The organism is Halarcobacter mediterraneus (genome assembly GCF_004116625.1).
GTDB classification, from domain to species: domain Bacteria; phylum Campylobacterota; class Campylobacteria; order Campylobacterales; family Arcobacteraceae; genus Halarcobacter; species Halarcobacter mediterraneus.
In genome coordinates this window covers 91,067-106,682 of sequence record NZ_NXIE01000004.1, presented here as the reverse complement: position 1 = coordinate 106,682, position 15,616 = coordinate 91,067, and the positions used below count along the sequence as shown (strand labels likewise).

Annotated in this window: 12 protein-coding genes; 1 reads left to right on the top strand and 11 read right to left on the bottom strand. The window is 26.1% G+C overall.

What is annotated here, in order from left to right; genetic code table 11:
• Positions 1-47: 47 nt before the first annotated feature.
• Together CP965_RS10300 and ybaK are read right to left on the bottom strand one after the other, a co-directional pair.
• Positions 48-3,248 carry an NAD-glutamate dehydrogenase domain-containing protein gene (locus tag CP965_RS10300; protein ID WP_129062026.1) on the bottom strand — a complete coding sequence of 1,067 codons (3,201 nt, stop codon included), beginning with the start codon at positions 3,246-3,248 and terminating at the stop codon, positions 48-50.
• Between the two features lie 86 nt (positions 3,249-3,334).
• The gene (ybaK, locus tag CP965_RS10295) at positions 3,335-3,802 is read right to left on the bottom strand and encodes a Cys-tRNA(Pro) deacylase (RefSeq protein WP_129062025.1); all 468 of its coding nucleotides are present in this window, start codon (positions 3,800-3,802) and stop codon (positions 3,335-3,337) included.
• A gap of 110 nt (positions 3,803-3,912) precedes the next feature.
• Between ybaK and CP965_RS10290 the strand changes: the two genes are divergently transcribed.
• Entirely contained in the window at positions 3,913-4,500 is a 588-nt protein-coding gene (locus CP965_RS10290) for a hypothetical protein (RefSeq protein ID WP_129062024.1), read from the top strand.
• Between the two features lie 23 nt (positions 4,501-4,523).
• On the opposite strand, the gene CP965_RS10285 is transcribed toward CP965_RS10290, so the two are convergent.
• The 9 genes from CP965_RS10285 to CP965_RS10245 form a co-directional block, all read right to left on the bottom strand.
• On the bottom strand, positions 4,524-5,972 hold the full coding sequence (locus CP965_RS10285; protein ID WP_129062023.1) for a diguanylate cyclase: 1,449 nt from the start codon (positions 5,970-5,972) through the stop codon (positions 4,524-4,526).
• Between the two features lie 114 nt (positions 5,973-6,086).
• A complete protein-coding gene (locus CP965_RS10280) occupies positions 6,087-7,160 on the bottom strand; it encodes a DNA alkylation repair protein (protein WP_129062022.1) in 1,074 nt (357 codons plus the stop codon).
• A gap of 7 nt (positions 7,161-7,167) precedes the next feature.
• Positions 7,168-8,667 (bottom strand): hypothetical protein, encoded by a 1,500-nt coding sequence (locus tag CP965_RS10275; RefSeq protein WP_129062021.1) that lies wholly within the window; start codon positions 8,665-8,667, stop codon positions 7,168-7,170.
• 10 nt (positions 8,668-8,677) lie between these two features.
• Positions 8,678-9,301 (bottom strand): DJ-1/PfpI family protein, encoded by a 624-nt coding sequence (locus tag CP965_RS10270; protein ID WP_129062020.1) that lies wholly within the window; start codon positions 9,299-9,301, stop codon positions 8,678-8,680.
• A gap of 88 nt (positions 9,302-9,389) precedes the next feature.
• Positions 9,390-11,696, bottom strand: a complete 2,307-nt coding sequence (locus CP965_RS10265) for a TonB-dependent siderophore receptor (protein WP_129062019.1) — start codon at positions 11,694-11,696, stop codon at positions 9,390-9,392.
• A 79-nt stretch (positions 11,697-11,775) separates the two neighbouring features.
• On the bottom strand, positions 11,776-12,756 hold the full coding sequence (locus CP965_RS10260) for a FecR family protein (protein ID WP_228712712.1): 981 nt from the start codon (positions 12,754-12,756) through the stop codon (positions 11,776-11,778).
• Between the two features lie 6 nt (positions 12,757-12,762).
• Entirely contained in the window at positions 12,763-13,236 is a 474-nt protein-coding gene (locus CP965_RS10255; RefSeq protein WP_129062017.1) for an RNA polymerase sigma factor, read from the bottom strand.
• An 83-nt stretch (positions 13,237-13,319) separates the two neighbouring features.
• Positions 13,320-14,621, bottom strand: a complete 1,302-nt coding sequence (locus tag CP965_RS10250; protein ID WP_129062016.1) for a 2-isopropylmalate synthase — start codon at positions 14,619-14,621, stop codon at positions 13,320-13,322.
• A gap of 207 nt (positions 14,622-14,828) precedes the next feature.
• Complete coding sequence (locus CP965_RS10245; protein WP_129062015.1) at positions 14,829-15,611, bottom strand: AraC family transcriptional regulator; 783 nt, start codon at positions 15,609-15,611, stop codon at positions 14,829-14,831.
• Positions 15,612-15,616 lie beyond the last annotated feature (5 nt).

Here is a 15,616-nt window from a genome sequence, read left to right as displayed (position 1 = left end):
TCATAAGTTTAACTTATGGTATTAATTAAATTAAATTTAATTTTATCTTATAATAATGATACCATAAGTTGATTAACAGTTACTGCAATTTCTTTTATATCTTTATTATCTTTTGTCATAAATCTGTCAAGATTATCTCTAACTTTAAAAAAGATATCTTTTTCATTATTTATAAAATTTGCAAAGGCAACTTCTGGTTTTTCATTAACCCTTTGAAAATCTAAAATCTTTTTTGTATAATCAACAACAATAAACTCTATAAATTGTAAAATCTGATTTCTTAAAACCATATCATTGCGAGTAGACAATTTAACTTTATTTAACTCAACTATAATATCTAAAATATTAAATTCATGTATTAAAGAATAAAATAATACTACCACATCTTTAAAAGAATGATGAGTTGAAGACTGTAATACAATTGCAGGAATTGCAAATCTTAGATAATCAATTACTGAATAAAATTGATTAAACATTTCATCTCCATCAATAATATTCTCTACTTTTTGCTGATGAACTTGCTCTAATAAAGAAAAAAGCTCATCTTTATGGTCTAAAATATGAGTAGCATCAAGTTGATTTTTCTTTAAATATTTAACCATCCATTTTGTACTTGAATAAAGAGTATATTCAAGTTTTCCAAGTAGTTTATACTGAGTTTCTGCATCTATAATGTAATCTTGAGATGCTAATTTTTTTCTAACTTCTTTTGCTCCAAATAGTTGTCTTGCTACAAGATATGATTTTATCTTAAGTAAAAATCTATCAGTTCCTAATTTTCTATAATCACTTATAAAAGTAGAACCTTGAGAATTGATTATTATATCTGCCATTTTTGTAGCAATTATTTCTCTTCTTAGAGGATGTTTTAATAAATCATGCTCATAAGCACCTACAAAAGATTTAGGAAAATATCTATATAAATATTGTAAAGCAAATTGTTCATCTACTAAATTAGATTCTAATAAAAGTTTTTTTACAAATATTTTTGAGTAAGATAATAAACAACATAATACAGGTCTTACTAAAGACTCTTCAATATTTACAACTTCATGAATATTTTCATTCTTAGGAATAAAAAAAGATTTTCTATCAAAAGCTTCTACTTCTTCTTCTAAGGTTTCAATTACTTTTAAATAGTCACTTAAATACTTTCTTGAAAATCTCTCTTCCATTGATATTACAAGAGCTTGGTTATAATTACTTTGTAAAACAAGATTTACAACTTGCTCTGTCATAGAGTTTAAAATATTTTGTCTCTCTTCATTTGATATATTTTCATGCTCTGCAATTATATTTAGAAGTATTTTTAAATTTACTTCATGGTCAGAAGTATCAACTCCCCCTGCGTTATCTATTCCATCAATATTTATTTTTCCACCACTTAGGGCATATTCTACTCTAGCTTTTTGAGTAAACCCCAAGTTTCCACCTTCACAAACAATTCTAGCTTTTATATCAGTTGCATCAACCCTGACAGCTTCATTTTGTTTATCTCCAATATCAATAGAGTTTTCATCACTTGCTTTTACATAAGTTCCAACTCCTCCATTAAATAATAAATCTGCTTCCATAGTAAGAAGCATTCTACATAGTTCTTCACCACTTACTATTTTCTTTTTAGTTCCTAATAGTTTTTTAATTTCAGCACTTAACTCTATCTCTTTATCATACCTATTAAAAACTCCTCCACCTTTAGAAATTAGTTCAGGATTATAGTTTTTCCAACCACCATTTTTAGATTCAAATAACCTTTTTCTTTCTAAATATGCAGTTTTTAAATTAGGGGTAGGATCAATAAAAATATCTTTATGTGAGATTGCTGCATAAAGTTTAAATTTTTCTGATTCAATAAGTCCATTTCCAAAAACATCTCCACTCATAGAACCAATACCTACAATTGAAACTTCATCTTTATAAATATCAATTCCTTCTTCTATAAAGAATCTTTTTGTAGACATTATTGCACCTCTTGCAGTAATTCCTAAATCCTTGTGACCATAACCATTAGAACCACCACTTGCAAAGGCATCGCCTAACCAATACCCTCTTTCAATAGCAATACTATTTGCCACATCACTCATTGAAGCTGTTCCTTTATCAGCTGCTACTACAAAGTATGGGTCATCTCCATCATAAGCAATAATATCCTTATTTTTTACAACTTCTGAATTTTCCATATTATCTACAAGGTCAAGGTTTGCATTTATATACATTGAATATATTTCTTGGAAATACTCTTTTGTAACAAGATTTGTATCTTTATTAATTACAAAACCACCTTTTGAACCATCAGGAATGATAATTGAGTTTTTCCCTTCTTGAGTAATCATCAAAGATTTTACTTCTTGTCTATAATCTTCATGTCTATCAGACCATCTTAACCCACCTCTTGAAACTTTACTCATTCTTAAATGAACTCCATAAAAATCAGGATGATAAATAAAGTTTTCAAAATTTGGTTGAATACCTCTTAAGTTTGTACCAAAACATTTTCCATCAATTTTAAAAGAAATAGTTTCCCTATTAAGATAATAGTTAGTTCTAAATAAAGCTCTTAAAAAAGAAAAAGTAAGTTTTAAAATTCTATCATCATTAATTTGAGGAATCTGTTTTATTTCATCTTCGATTGTAGTCTCTATTTTTTTTAATTTTTCTTCTCTTTTTGTAGAAGTAGGAGAAAACTTACTTTCAAAATAGTCTACAAATAATGATGTTATTTTGTGATATGTTACTAAAGTATGTAAAATTGAAGCAGAATTTATAGTTAATACTGCTTGGTCTAAATATTCAACAAAAGCTCGTACAAGACTGATTTTCCTTAAATTGAAGTTCTCATTTAAAACTAAAGAAAATACCTTTGAGTGAACCATTGAAGAATCTAACAAACAGCTTGTAATTATGCTTTCTAAATTATCTTTTGCATTTATAATTTTCTTTTCTTCACTTTTATTTTGAAGTTTTAAATTAAATTTCAATACATAAATAGCTTCATTTTTGTATTCTACACTATAAGTTACTTCATCTATAATAACAAAGCCTATATCATGTAAGATAGGTGTTATTTCAGATAAAAGTATTTGCTCTTTTGAATATATTTTAATACTGTTTGAATTCTTTATTTCTTCTATTCTTGTAACTATTTTTTCTTCAAGAACTTTTTTAAATAAGTCATTTGAAATTTCTAAATCATTTGGAGTAAGCAATTGAGAACAAATAGCGTTCATATCAGGAGATGTTGTAGCCATAAAATATCCTTTTTTATAATATTTATTTTAATACTACAGTTAAAAAATTAAGAAAAATATTAAAAATTATACAAATGTAAAAATATTTATATAAGAATACTAGTGCACTTTGGAGTTAAGATTTCAAAAAAATCTTCTACTTTTACTTCTATATCTAAACCTCTTTTCCCTCCACTTACAAAGATTGTGTCAAAAGCTTTTGCACTAGAGTCTAAAACCATTTTTAATCGTTTTTTTTGTCCAAAAGGAGAAATTCCTCCTAGTAAATACCCTGTTACTTTTTGTGCTTCTTGCTTATCTGCCATTTGTGCTTTTTTACAAGAAAAAGTATTTGCAACTGCCTTTAAATTTAATTGATTTGAAACAGGGATAATAGCAACAACTAACTCTTTTGAATCAATTTCAACAAGTAAAGTTTTAAAAACTTGTTTTTCATTTAAATTTAACTTATCAACTACTTCTTTTCCATAGTTAGTACATAAAGGGTCGTGGTCATACTTGTGAATTTTAAAATCACATTTATTTTTTTTTAATAAATTTATTGCGGGAGTCATATCAATCCTTTTTCGTATTTTACTAAAAAAAATTTAAAATAATTTTTACAATTAAGATAATTATTATTAATATTAATATAGAATAGTGAAATTTTTTTTTAAGGAAAAGTATGAAAAAAACTGTTTTTTCTCTAGTTACACTTGGTATTTTATCAAGTAACCTATTTGCTGGTAGTTGTGAAGACAACTTAAAATATGATTTTACATTTTTTGGAGCACCAGATAAGTCTTATGTTGTAACAAAAAATACATTTACAAATTCAAAAAGTAATTTTCCTAATGGAAAACTATTAAATGCAACTTTAGAAATTGATGCTTTATCTCTTGATACAAGTGCTGATATGAATAATGGTAAAGCAATGTGGCCTGCTAGTATGGCAAAAGTAAGAAATATGAATACTGTTAATAACTTTTTCAAAGGCTTTGAAAAAGATATTGGAAAAATCAATGTAAAAATTATAAAAGTTGCAGCTGATTCTATGGATGTAGAGTTTAAAATGAATGGAGAAACTAAAGTTATTCCATTTTCATATAAAACAGAAGGTGACACAATCAAAGCAAGTGGAAAGTTAGATGTTCTTGCATTTAATACAAATAAAGCTTGGACAAGATTTGCTGCTGTTTGTAGTGCTTTTCATAAAGGAAAATCTTGGAATGAGATTGATGTATTCTTTGAAGTTCCAGCAAGTTGTAAATAATAAAATAGTCCTCTAGGGCTATTTTATTCAAAAAAAATCATTTTATTTCTTCCACTATTTTTTGCTTCATACATAGCCATATCAACTCTATATAAAAGAGATTCAGTATCATCCCCATTTTTATAAGTTGCAGCCCCTATACTTGCTGTTTTTTTACCAACTTCTGGAAATTTATGGTTCTCAATTAATTCTCTTAAATGTTCAGCTTTTATTTTTATTCCTGTTTCATCTGTATGAGGACAGATAATTAAAAATTCTTCTCCTCCCCATCTTCCTAAAACATCTATTTTTCGTACATCTTTTTTTAAAATTTTTGAAAATTCAATTAAAACTAAGTCACCTATTTGATGTCCATAATTATCATTTACTTCTTTAAAAAAATCTATATCTAACATAATTAAAGAAAATTTAAACCCTGTTCTATCACTTCTTAAAGTTTCTTTTTCTAATTCAACATCAAGTTTTCTTCTATTGTATATCTTTGTTAATTCATCTGTAATGTATAGTTTTTCTAGCTTTTCATTTTTTTCTTCTAAAAGTTTTTTAGTAGCTTTTAGTTCTGTTAAAATTTTTTCTGTTTCTTCTTTTTGCATTTTTAATTTTCTATTCCAATAAATAAAAAAGACTATAATCAAAATAAAGAAAATAACACTATATACAACTAAAGTATAATCAACTCTATTTTCATAAGATATTGCTACATACTTATTATAAATTTCTTGTCTTTTATTTTCAGGAATTTGTGATAAAAGAGCTTCAAAAACTTCTACTAAAATAGGTTCATCTTTTCTAAAAGCCATACTAAGGTTTAATTTTTCGTGAAATTTTGCTGCAATTTTTAGCTGACCTACATATCTTTCTTCAAATTTATATGCAGCAGTTGATAAAGATGAAATAAAGCCAAAAAGTTCTCCTTTTATAACTTTTTCAAAACCATCATCAGTATTTTTAACACTAACAAAATCTAAATAAGGGTATCTCTGTTTTAAAAGATTTTCATAGATATATCCTTTTACAATACCAAGTTTCTTATTACTTAAATTCTTGATATCATCAATAAAAGAAACATCTATTTTTGTTGTAAGAACTAGAGGTGCAGTAATATAAGAAGATGAAAAGTTCATATATTCTTTTCTTTCTTTAGAAACCATTGCAAGGGATAAGATATCACATCTTTTATCTTTCATATATTCTAAAGTTTCAGTCCAGTTTGAAGTTTTTATTAATTTTATAGGAATGGGTAAATTTCTTCTAAAAATATCAAAATACTCCTTGCTGATTCCCGTATGATTCGTATTTTCATCTAATTTTTCAAAAGGCATCCAAGTGGGATCAATACATAAAGCAAATTCTTTTTTTGAGTTTAGATAGTCAATTTGTTTTTTAGTAAATAGTTTATTAAGTTCTGTATGAGCAGATAAATCTAAAAAAGATAAAATTAGTATAATAAATAATGTTTTTATAGACTTCATAACTTTATAAAACTCCTATAATAAGTCTATCTTAGCCATTTTATAATAAGATTATTATAAAAAACAACTATTAAAATAAAAAATAGATTGTTTTATTATTTAAAAATTATTCTTTTATCCAAGTAAAAAACTCTTTTTTACTTTTCTTTTACCATTGATTAAAATAGAAATAAAATGTTCACCTAAATAATGTTTTCTTGTAGTCATATTTTTAAAACTTTGCTTTTTTAAAAAACTTTTTTGATTTTGTTTTATTTCTCCTTGATAAATCATAAATATTTTTTTAGAGAATTTACTTTTAGCTTTTAAGTACTCAATTTCATACTCAACTCTAATATTTCCTAAGTTTTGATTACTTTTAAGAGTAAAATAAAAATTTAAATCTTCTCCTAAAGAGACAGTATCTTCAACTTTAAAATTCTCAATTTGAATATGATTTGTTTCTAAAAAACCAAAAAGTTTTAAAGTTTGGGTATCTCCTTTTTTTAATAGTGTTCTTGAAGCATGTTTACAAATCCAATCTAAACTTTTAGATTTTCCTAAATTATTTTTTACAAACTCTATTACAAGTAAAGGATTATCTTTTGAAATATCATTTAAATTATTTGCAACAGATTTTTGCACATATTTAGAAGAATCATTTTTTAAAAGCTCAATTATTTCTAAAACTTTTAAAGGATTCTTTTTATACTTTGGTAAAGCTATAGCCCAAGGAAGTCTAGGTCTACAACCTTCAGAAGAAAGCCTTCTTATATGTTCATTTTCACTCTTTGCCCAAAGTTTCATTTGAGTCATTGTTTCATCTTCATACTTTAAAATAAACTGTCGTATCGCAAACTCAGAAGAAGAATCAATAGTAAACACTTCTAAGGCTTTTATAGAATTTTCAAAATCTTCAAGTCCAAAAACCTCAACAAAGTCTTGAAAAAACATAGCTTCAAAGCCAGAAAAATCTTTTGATGTGGGTTTTAGTATTTCAAGTTGTTCTTTATAAGGCAAGGGTAAATATTCATTAAGAATAATAGCAATATGACGCATACGCATTTTTAGTTCTAAAGTTTCCCAAGTAGGATTAAATATTGAGTTTATAAAACTATCAATATCAAACTTTTGATAGTTTTCTTTTATTTTATTTGCTAGATTTCTTATATACTCTTTTGTATATACATTTTTTAATTGCTCTGCCATGTTTTGTTTATTTTCTTCTTGTATTTTGTCGTATTGAAATTATTAATTGGTAAATCAAATATGAAATAATGATTTTAAAAATAAGTTCTATTCCATTTATGCTATCACCATCACACATGATTGAAAAAGGGTTGATAGCTTTTGCTGCTAACTCCAATAGTAAATCATTGGTAATATACAAATAAAACCCTATAGTCAAAAAAATAAATGAAGAAAAATATTTTTTAAAACCTCTATTTTCTAATATATTATCAATTATAAAAGGAGTAGATAAAAATATAAATAAAATGCCTAAAATATTTGCACTTAACGATTTATCAACTAATTTATTCCCATCTAAAAATAAATATTCAATAACTCCATGTCCCATACTAAATAACAATATCAAAAATAAAGCTAAAACCCAATTTTGTGAATGTTCACTTGACCAATCATGAAATTTGAAAATCAATTTTTCTTTTAAATTATCTTTCCAATTTAATTCATTATCATAATGCTTCATTTCAATAGCATAATAATTGTTTGCTTCTATAAAGTTATTTTGTCTATCAAAAGAGTCTTTTATTATTCTTGCAGTTTCTCTATTCTCAACTTCTAATTTAGCATTCAAAAAATTCATATTGCTAGGTAAGCTTGTATTAGATAAATCAAGTTTTTTATTTTTAATCTTACTATTAATCAAGCTAAACCTATCTTTTACTATTGAATTATTAAGCTCCAAACCATTATTTAATGTGCTGTTTTGGATATTTAGAGATAATATTTCTGAGTTTTTTAAGCTAACTTCTTTTTCAATAGTTGAATTTTCAATACTTATAAATTCAGGCACACTTAAAGTTGAATTTTTAATAAAACTATTATCTTTAATAATTAATTTTACAGAATTTATATTTTCATCTGAAGGAAGAAAATATAAATTTTTACTAATTGTTGTATTTTTCAAAAACAATGAACTATTCAATATACCTAAAGTTCCAATATTAGAATCAGAAACATCGATATTTATACTTCTGCAATTAAGTCCACCATAACTTATGTTGTCTATTTCCATTTTATCATAATATAAATTACTACTTTTTACATAACTCTCTTTTCCATAATCTTTTTTATGAAATACACAATCTCTAAAAATCAAATCCTTAAATTTTGTATATTTAGAAAATCTATTATCAAAAAAAATACAGTTTTCAAATAATATTTTTTTATGTTTAGTTACCTCTAAAATTTTCAAAAAACTATTATTTACAGAAAAAATCACATCTTTAAATAATATATATCCTTCTTGAATAAAATAATTAAAACCAGATATTGCCTCCGAAATTTTTAACTTATTAAATCTATCTTCTTTTATAAACTTAATGAAAAGCTCTGCAAATAAATCATCATACTTTTGTTCATTACTCCAAAAATCATTTTTTTCAGAATGTAAAATACACTTACTCTGTTCTTTATCAAAATATTTATCTTCAACTTCTACATTACAAATACTACATATATTTTTTGGCATATATTACTCTTTAAACTTCTATTCTTCTTTTATTTTCTTCTAAATATGGATATTCCATATGTTTTGCTGTTGCTCTTGAAACTTCTTCACCAAAATATTTTTTTACAATATAAAGTGCCATATCAATTCCTGCTGAGATTCCAGCACTTGAGATGATATTCCCATCTTCAACATAGTGTTTATCTTTGCACACTATTACGTTTTTAAATTCTTCTTCCATCCTTTGTAAACTTTTCCAATGTGTTGTAGCATTTATACCTTCAAGTAAGTTTGCATTTGCCAAGATAAGTGAACCTGTACAAACAGAAGCTAAAAGTTCTACTTCTTTTACTTTTTCTTTTATAAAATCTAGAACATTATTATCATACATAAGTGTTCTAGTACCCATTCCTCCTGGAACAATCAAGATATCAAACTTTGGGCAAGTTTCAAAATCATAATCAGGTATTATTTTCATATTTCCTTTTGTCAAAACTATATCTTTTGTCATAGAAACAAGTTTTACATCAAAAGGAGAAAAAGTTTCTAATCTTTTTGATTCATCAATTCTAGTTACACTTAAAACTTCAAATGGTCCACAAAAATCTAAAACTTCTATATCATTGAAGATAAAGATACCAACACTTTTTTGCATATAAACTCCTCTTTAAAGGAACTTTATCATATTCTAATTAAAAAAATTAAATAAAAGAATTTATAAAGAGACAGGTGTCTCTTTATAATTAAAATTCCATTTTCATTGAAAAGGCTATATTTCTAGGGTCGCCTAATGTGCTACTTGCTGCCCAATAATCTTCATCTGTAAGATTTGAAATAGTTACATTAAAAGTTGTAGGATATTTATCTATTTTAGTTTTATATCTAGTCCCTACATCGTAAGTTGTAAAGGAAGGAACTATATCTGTATTTGTGCTATTACCATATTTTTTTCCTGTATAGTTAACTCCACCTGTTAGAGTTAATCCCTCTATTGAAGGAATATCATACTCAGCAAATACTTTGGCTAACCTTGAAGCTGCACCTGTAGGCTCTTTCCCTTCTAAGTCAGGATTATTTGAGTCTTCTATACTTAATTCCATAAAAGTAAATCCTCCCATAAGAGTTAAGTTCTCTGTAACTCTACCTGTTGCAGATAGTTCTATACCTTGATGTACTTCAAGTCCATCTTGTACATAAGTACCAGTTGATGTCCCATCATCAGAATATTGATTTGCATTTTCTATTTTAAAAAGTGCAGAGCTTATAAGGAAGTTTTCATTTAAACTATATTTTGCTCCTACCTCATACTGCTTACTTACAAGCGGTGGTAAAATCTCTCCGGCATTTGTATAACTATCTCCTACTATTGTTCCTTGTTCTAAAGCTTCTATATAACTTACATAAGTAGTGAGCTCCTTAAATGGCTTATATATCAAAGATAAATTTGGTGTAGTAGCAGATTTATCATAATCAGAAGTTGTACTACCATCAGAACTATAAAGTTTTTCATCTATTATTGAATAGTTTACTCCAATTAATGCAGACCATTTGTCATTAAATAGAATATCATCTCCAATCAAAATATTGGTATCTTTATTCTCATGTATTTTATATTTTTCCCCTGGATTAATATCGTCATATTTTATATTTTTTAAATCAACGAGTGAATATCCATACTCTGAATCCCATAAACTATTTTCATATATATTTCTTTCTTGAAAACTTTGGGATACTCCTATACTAAGTTTATGTGAAATATTTGCTGTATCAAAATCTGCATCTAAATATGCCTGTACTCCTTTGCCCACCCAATCAAAAGGTGGTCTATAAAAAGCTGAAGTTTTGAAAAACCCATCAGTTTGTAAAGAAGGATATACTTCATATATATATCTTTCTACAGTCGTGTAAGTATATGCTAATCTCGTGCTAAAAATATCATTTATATCCCAATTTAATTTCAACATAAGTCTATCAGCTTCATCTACCGTTGGCTTATCAGGTGCATATAATTTAGTTGAGTCATATGCACTAGGTCTATTATCTGAAAAAGAAAAAGATGCCTTTAATGTCTCTTCTTGTTCTCTATGCATTAGATTTAAAATAATTGTTGCATCATCAGAGATATCATAATCAAATGTAGCACTTATGAGTTTATCACTTTTAGATTGATTTTCTATATAACTTTCTCCATCTTCATAAAGGGCATTTAAACGATAACCAAATTTTCCCTCTTCATCAAACTTACCGCCTATATCTAAATGTGTATAGTAGTCTGAACCGCCATAGTTACCTACAGTGATATTTTTTATAGGTTCATCTGTTGATTTTTTTAGAGTATAGTTAATAGCTCCACCTACATTTCCACTCCCATACATAAAACCTGAAGCTCCATTTAGTATTTCAACTCTTTCAGTTTCTATGGGATCTATTGATAAACTATAAAATGTTTTTATTCCTTCCAAAATAGGATATCTTGATTGATACCCTCTAAGAGTTGGAAAATCAGTTTCTGTATCTTGAATAGTTGGCATTTTTTTAAAGATATCTTTAAAGTCATTTACCATATTATTTTCTAACAAATCACTAGATATCACCGTCATCTGATAAGGAGTATCTTGTAAACTTCTACTTCCCCATATACCAATACCTGAAATATCACCTACTAAATACCCATTTTCAGCACTACCATCTTTAGTATTGGCTAAAATATTTACTTCACCCAAATCATTCTCATTTTTTGATGTGTTTTTTACTCTTTTCTCTCTTATAATAATTGCACCATCTTCTATTATAGCTTCCAAACCACTATCTTGTAGTATTTGATTTAATGCATTTTTAGTTCCAATTACATTTTGAACAGCTTTTGATGTTTTTCCTTCTAATAATGTTCCATTTACTATATATGGTGTTTTTGATTTTTTAGAAATAACCTCAATAGCATCTTTTAAAGATTGGCTTTTTATAGAATAGTTTATCTCATCAGCATAGATATTACTGCATAAAAGTAATGCAGCAACTGGACTTAAAAATTTCATTTTAAGTGAACTCATTTATCTCTCCTTTTATATTATAAAACAATTTTAAGAATCATTTTTAATATAAGACAGAGAAATTATAAAAAAACGGACATTAATTTTCTATTTTTTTTGAAATTTTTATTAATTTATCTTTTTTATCTATGTTTAGAGGATAGATTTTTGTAATTGTACTTAAAAATATATCTATTTGATTTGTGGCAAATTCACCAGTTATTATATAATTTTCTATTTTCTTATGTGAAAAATCAAAATTATAATCATAATATTTAGAAAACTCTTCAAGAGCTTCTTTTAGACTTATTTGGTTGAAGCTTATTAAATTGTTTTGCCAAAGAGCTATTTTATTTGGGTTTAATTTTAAGTATTTATTTATTTTCCCTTGATTTGTATATGTTATAGTTTCTGCTTTTGTAAGTAATCTAGTATTTACTTTTCTATCTAAATCATTTAAAAAATATGTTCTTACTTTTCCTTCTTTTACATTTATAGTTGTTTTATTATTTGAACTTATTACTTCAAACTTTGTTCCTACTACTTCTATTTGAATATTATTAGAAGTAATCAAAAAAGGTCTGTTTTCATTTTTTTCAACATTAAACATTACTTTTCCATTTGATAAAAATGCTTCTCTTTTGTTTTTATAAAATTTTATATCAAGTTTTGTTTTTGCATCAAGGGAAATGATAGAACCATCAGGTAAACTTTGTTCTAAAATACTTTGAGTATTTGTTGAATATACTTTCTCATATTTTAAACTATTCTCATCATATATTTTAAATAAAGAAAAGAATAAAACTAGAACTATTGCTGCTGCACTTGTATAATAAGATTTTACTTTAAAAGAAAGTTTTGACTTACTTAAGCTTCTGTGAACTTCACTACTTAGTTTTTGACTATTTTCTTTAGATAAAGAGTTTGACATTTGATGAATAAATTTCATTCTATCATATGCTTTTTGATGAAATGGATTTTCTTTAAGCCAAGATTTAAGCTCTTTTTTTTGAGACTCATTTAGACCTTCTTTTTCACAAGTTATCCAGTAAACTGCTTGTTCTTTTATTTTGTTTTCCATAATCACTTAAAATCCCTTCTTTGATAATTCATCTTCAATCTTTATAGTTGCTCTTTTGATAAGTTTCTCCACAGCATTTGATGTTATATCCATCATTTTAGCAATTTCTTTTCTAGTGTAACCATCAACTGTAAACAAAACAAAAGCCTCTTTTGTTCTTTGAGGTAACTCATTTACTATTTGCATAAATATTTCTTCTTGATTTTGTTTTATTGCTATTTCTTCTGGTTGCTCAGTTTTTATACTTAATGTAATATCTTCTTGAAATATTGTACTTTTTAATTTTTGTTCTTCAATTGATTCATCAACTGCTATATGTTTTACAACTTTATATAAATAAGCTCTTTGATTTTTAATTTTTCTATTATCTTTTATTTCTAAAACCCTGCTATAAGTTTCTTGAACAATATCCTTAGCTCGTTCCTTATCTCCAACTAATTTATAAGCATAATATAAAAGTTCATCATAATATTTTAACATTCCTTGTACCTGATACCTATGATATTTTTGAGATACATTATCATAATGAATCTTATTTTTATCATAAGTAAAAGGCTTTCATGTCAAGCAGAAAAGATTTTATATAAATTTATAATTTCTTCTTTTGTTAATTCTCTTTGGACTTTATCACTTTGTTTTTTTACTAAAATTCCAAACTTTATAGATTCTTCTTTAGTTAAATCTTCTCCAAAAAATTCACTTATTATAAAAGCAACTCCCCCTTTTCCTGATTGGGAATTTACTCTAATAACATCTTCATATCCCCTTTTTATATCTTTTGGGTCAATTGGTAAATATGGAACATTCCACTCTTGACAAGAGTTTTCTCTGTAAAAGTCAATTCCTTTTTTTATAGCATCTTGATGTCCTCCACTAAAGGCTGTGAAAATCATATCTCCCACATAAGGATGTCTTGGATTTATATTTAAGTTTGTTAAATTCTCATACATCTTTTTTACTTCATCTACAATTGATAAATCAAGAGTAGAATCAATTCCTTGTGAGTGTAAATTAAAAGCAAAATTCACTAAATCCAAGTTCCCTGCCCTCTCCCCATTTCCAAATAAAGTACCTTCAACTCTATTTGCTCCTGCTAAGACTGCAAGTTCTGCTGAGGCTACTGATGTTCCTCTGTCATTATGTGGATGAACGCTTATTATAAGTGCTTCTCTATTATTTAAATTATTACACATCCACTCTATTCTATCTGCATAAATATTTGCAGTGCAGGCTTCAAGAGTATTTGGCAAGTTTATTATCATCTTGTTTTGTTTTGTTGGTTTTACCACATCGATTACTTTATTACATATTTTTACTGCAAACTCTAAATTGGTTTGAGAAAAACTCTCTGGGGAATAATCATATATAACATTGCCCTCAAAACCTTTAGTAAGTTCTACTAAATATTTCATAGACTCAACTGCCATGTTTATTATCTCTTCATCTGTTTTTTTAAAAACTACTCTTCTTTGGAACTCATTTGTAGGATTGTATAGATGGAAAATTCCATTTTTTACTCCCCTCATAGCTTCAACACTTCTTTTTATCCACTCTTTTTTTGCTGGGATTAATACTTGAATAGCAACATCATCAGGTATAAGATTCTCTTCAATTAATTTTCTTGTAAAATTAAAATCAGTATCACTAGCACTTGGATAACTTACTTCAATTTGCTTAAATCCCATCTTTACTAAAGTATTAAAATACTCCAACTTTTGTTCGATAGTTAAAGGGTTTACTAAAGCTTGGTTTCCATCTCTTAAATCAACACTTCCATAAATAGGTGCTTTTGTGATTTGATTATCTGGCCAAGTTCGTACGAAATTTTTGACAATAGGATATTGTCTATATTTTTTATAAGTCATTTTATTCTCCATGATTTTATATATTTTGCAAATATTTGCGACTAAAATTGATAAGGTTTGGTTTGAAAATTATTTAGTGAGTAAGAGGTTTGAGAGTAGATTGTTTATTTGAATAATGTTATATTTTTTCATACTATTCATAGTTTCTCCTTTTATTTGCCTAAGTATATAAAATAAAAGAATTTAAATCTTGTACAAAATTAACATTTATGATAAAAGATTTTTTTGAAACTGTTTAGGAGTTAGTTGAAATATTCTTTTAAAACTTCTATTTAAATGGCTTTGGTCAAAAAAACCACTTTGTAAAGCCACTTCTACAATAGGAATATTTTTATTTAAAAGTGCTTTTGCATGATGAACTCTTTTATTTAAAACATATGAATGAATAGGAAGCCCAAAATCATTTTTAAATACTCTAATTAAATGAACTATAGAAACTTTAAACTCTAAAGAAAGTTCTTCTAAAGACAGCTCCTCTAAATAATTCATATCTAAATAATTTTTTATTTTATTTGCCAAGTTTTCTTCAACTTTTTTTTCTAGAAAATCTTTATTTTTTTTGGGAAAAGTTAGAAAACAAAAGTTAAATAACTTTTCTTCTTTTTCTAAAATAGAACTATTTTTATCAAGTAAACATATGCATAAAAGTAAAAACTCATCATAAATAGTTTTATCTTGTATTAGTTCATAATCTAAAGAAAATTGCAAGCTATTTTTTAAAAGAAATTTTTTATTTAGATATAAAACATAACCATCATACGATTTCTTATTTATTGTTGCACAATGGGGTATCTGTTCATTAATAATCACTATGTCATGGGCAAACAAATCAAAAGATTTTTTATTAAAAATAATTTTTAATGAGCCTTCTTTTATTATTGTAAGAGTAAGTTCTTCATGCAGGTGCATTTTTGTGCATGCTGGTATATTTTTAACATAACGTAGTTCAAAAAAAGGGATTTTACTATCTTTAAATATTGCTGATTTCATTTATA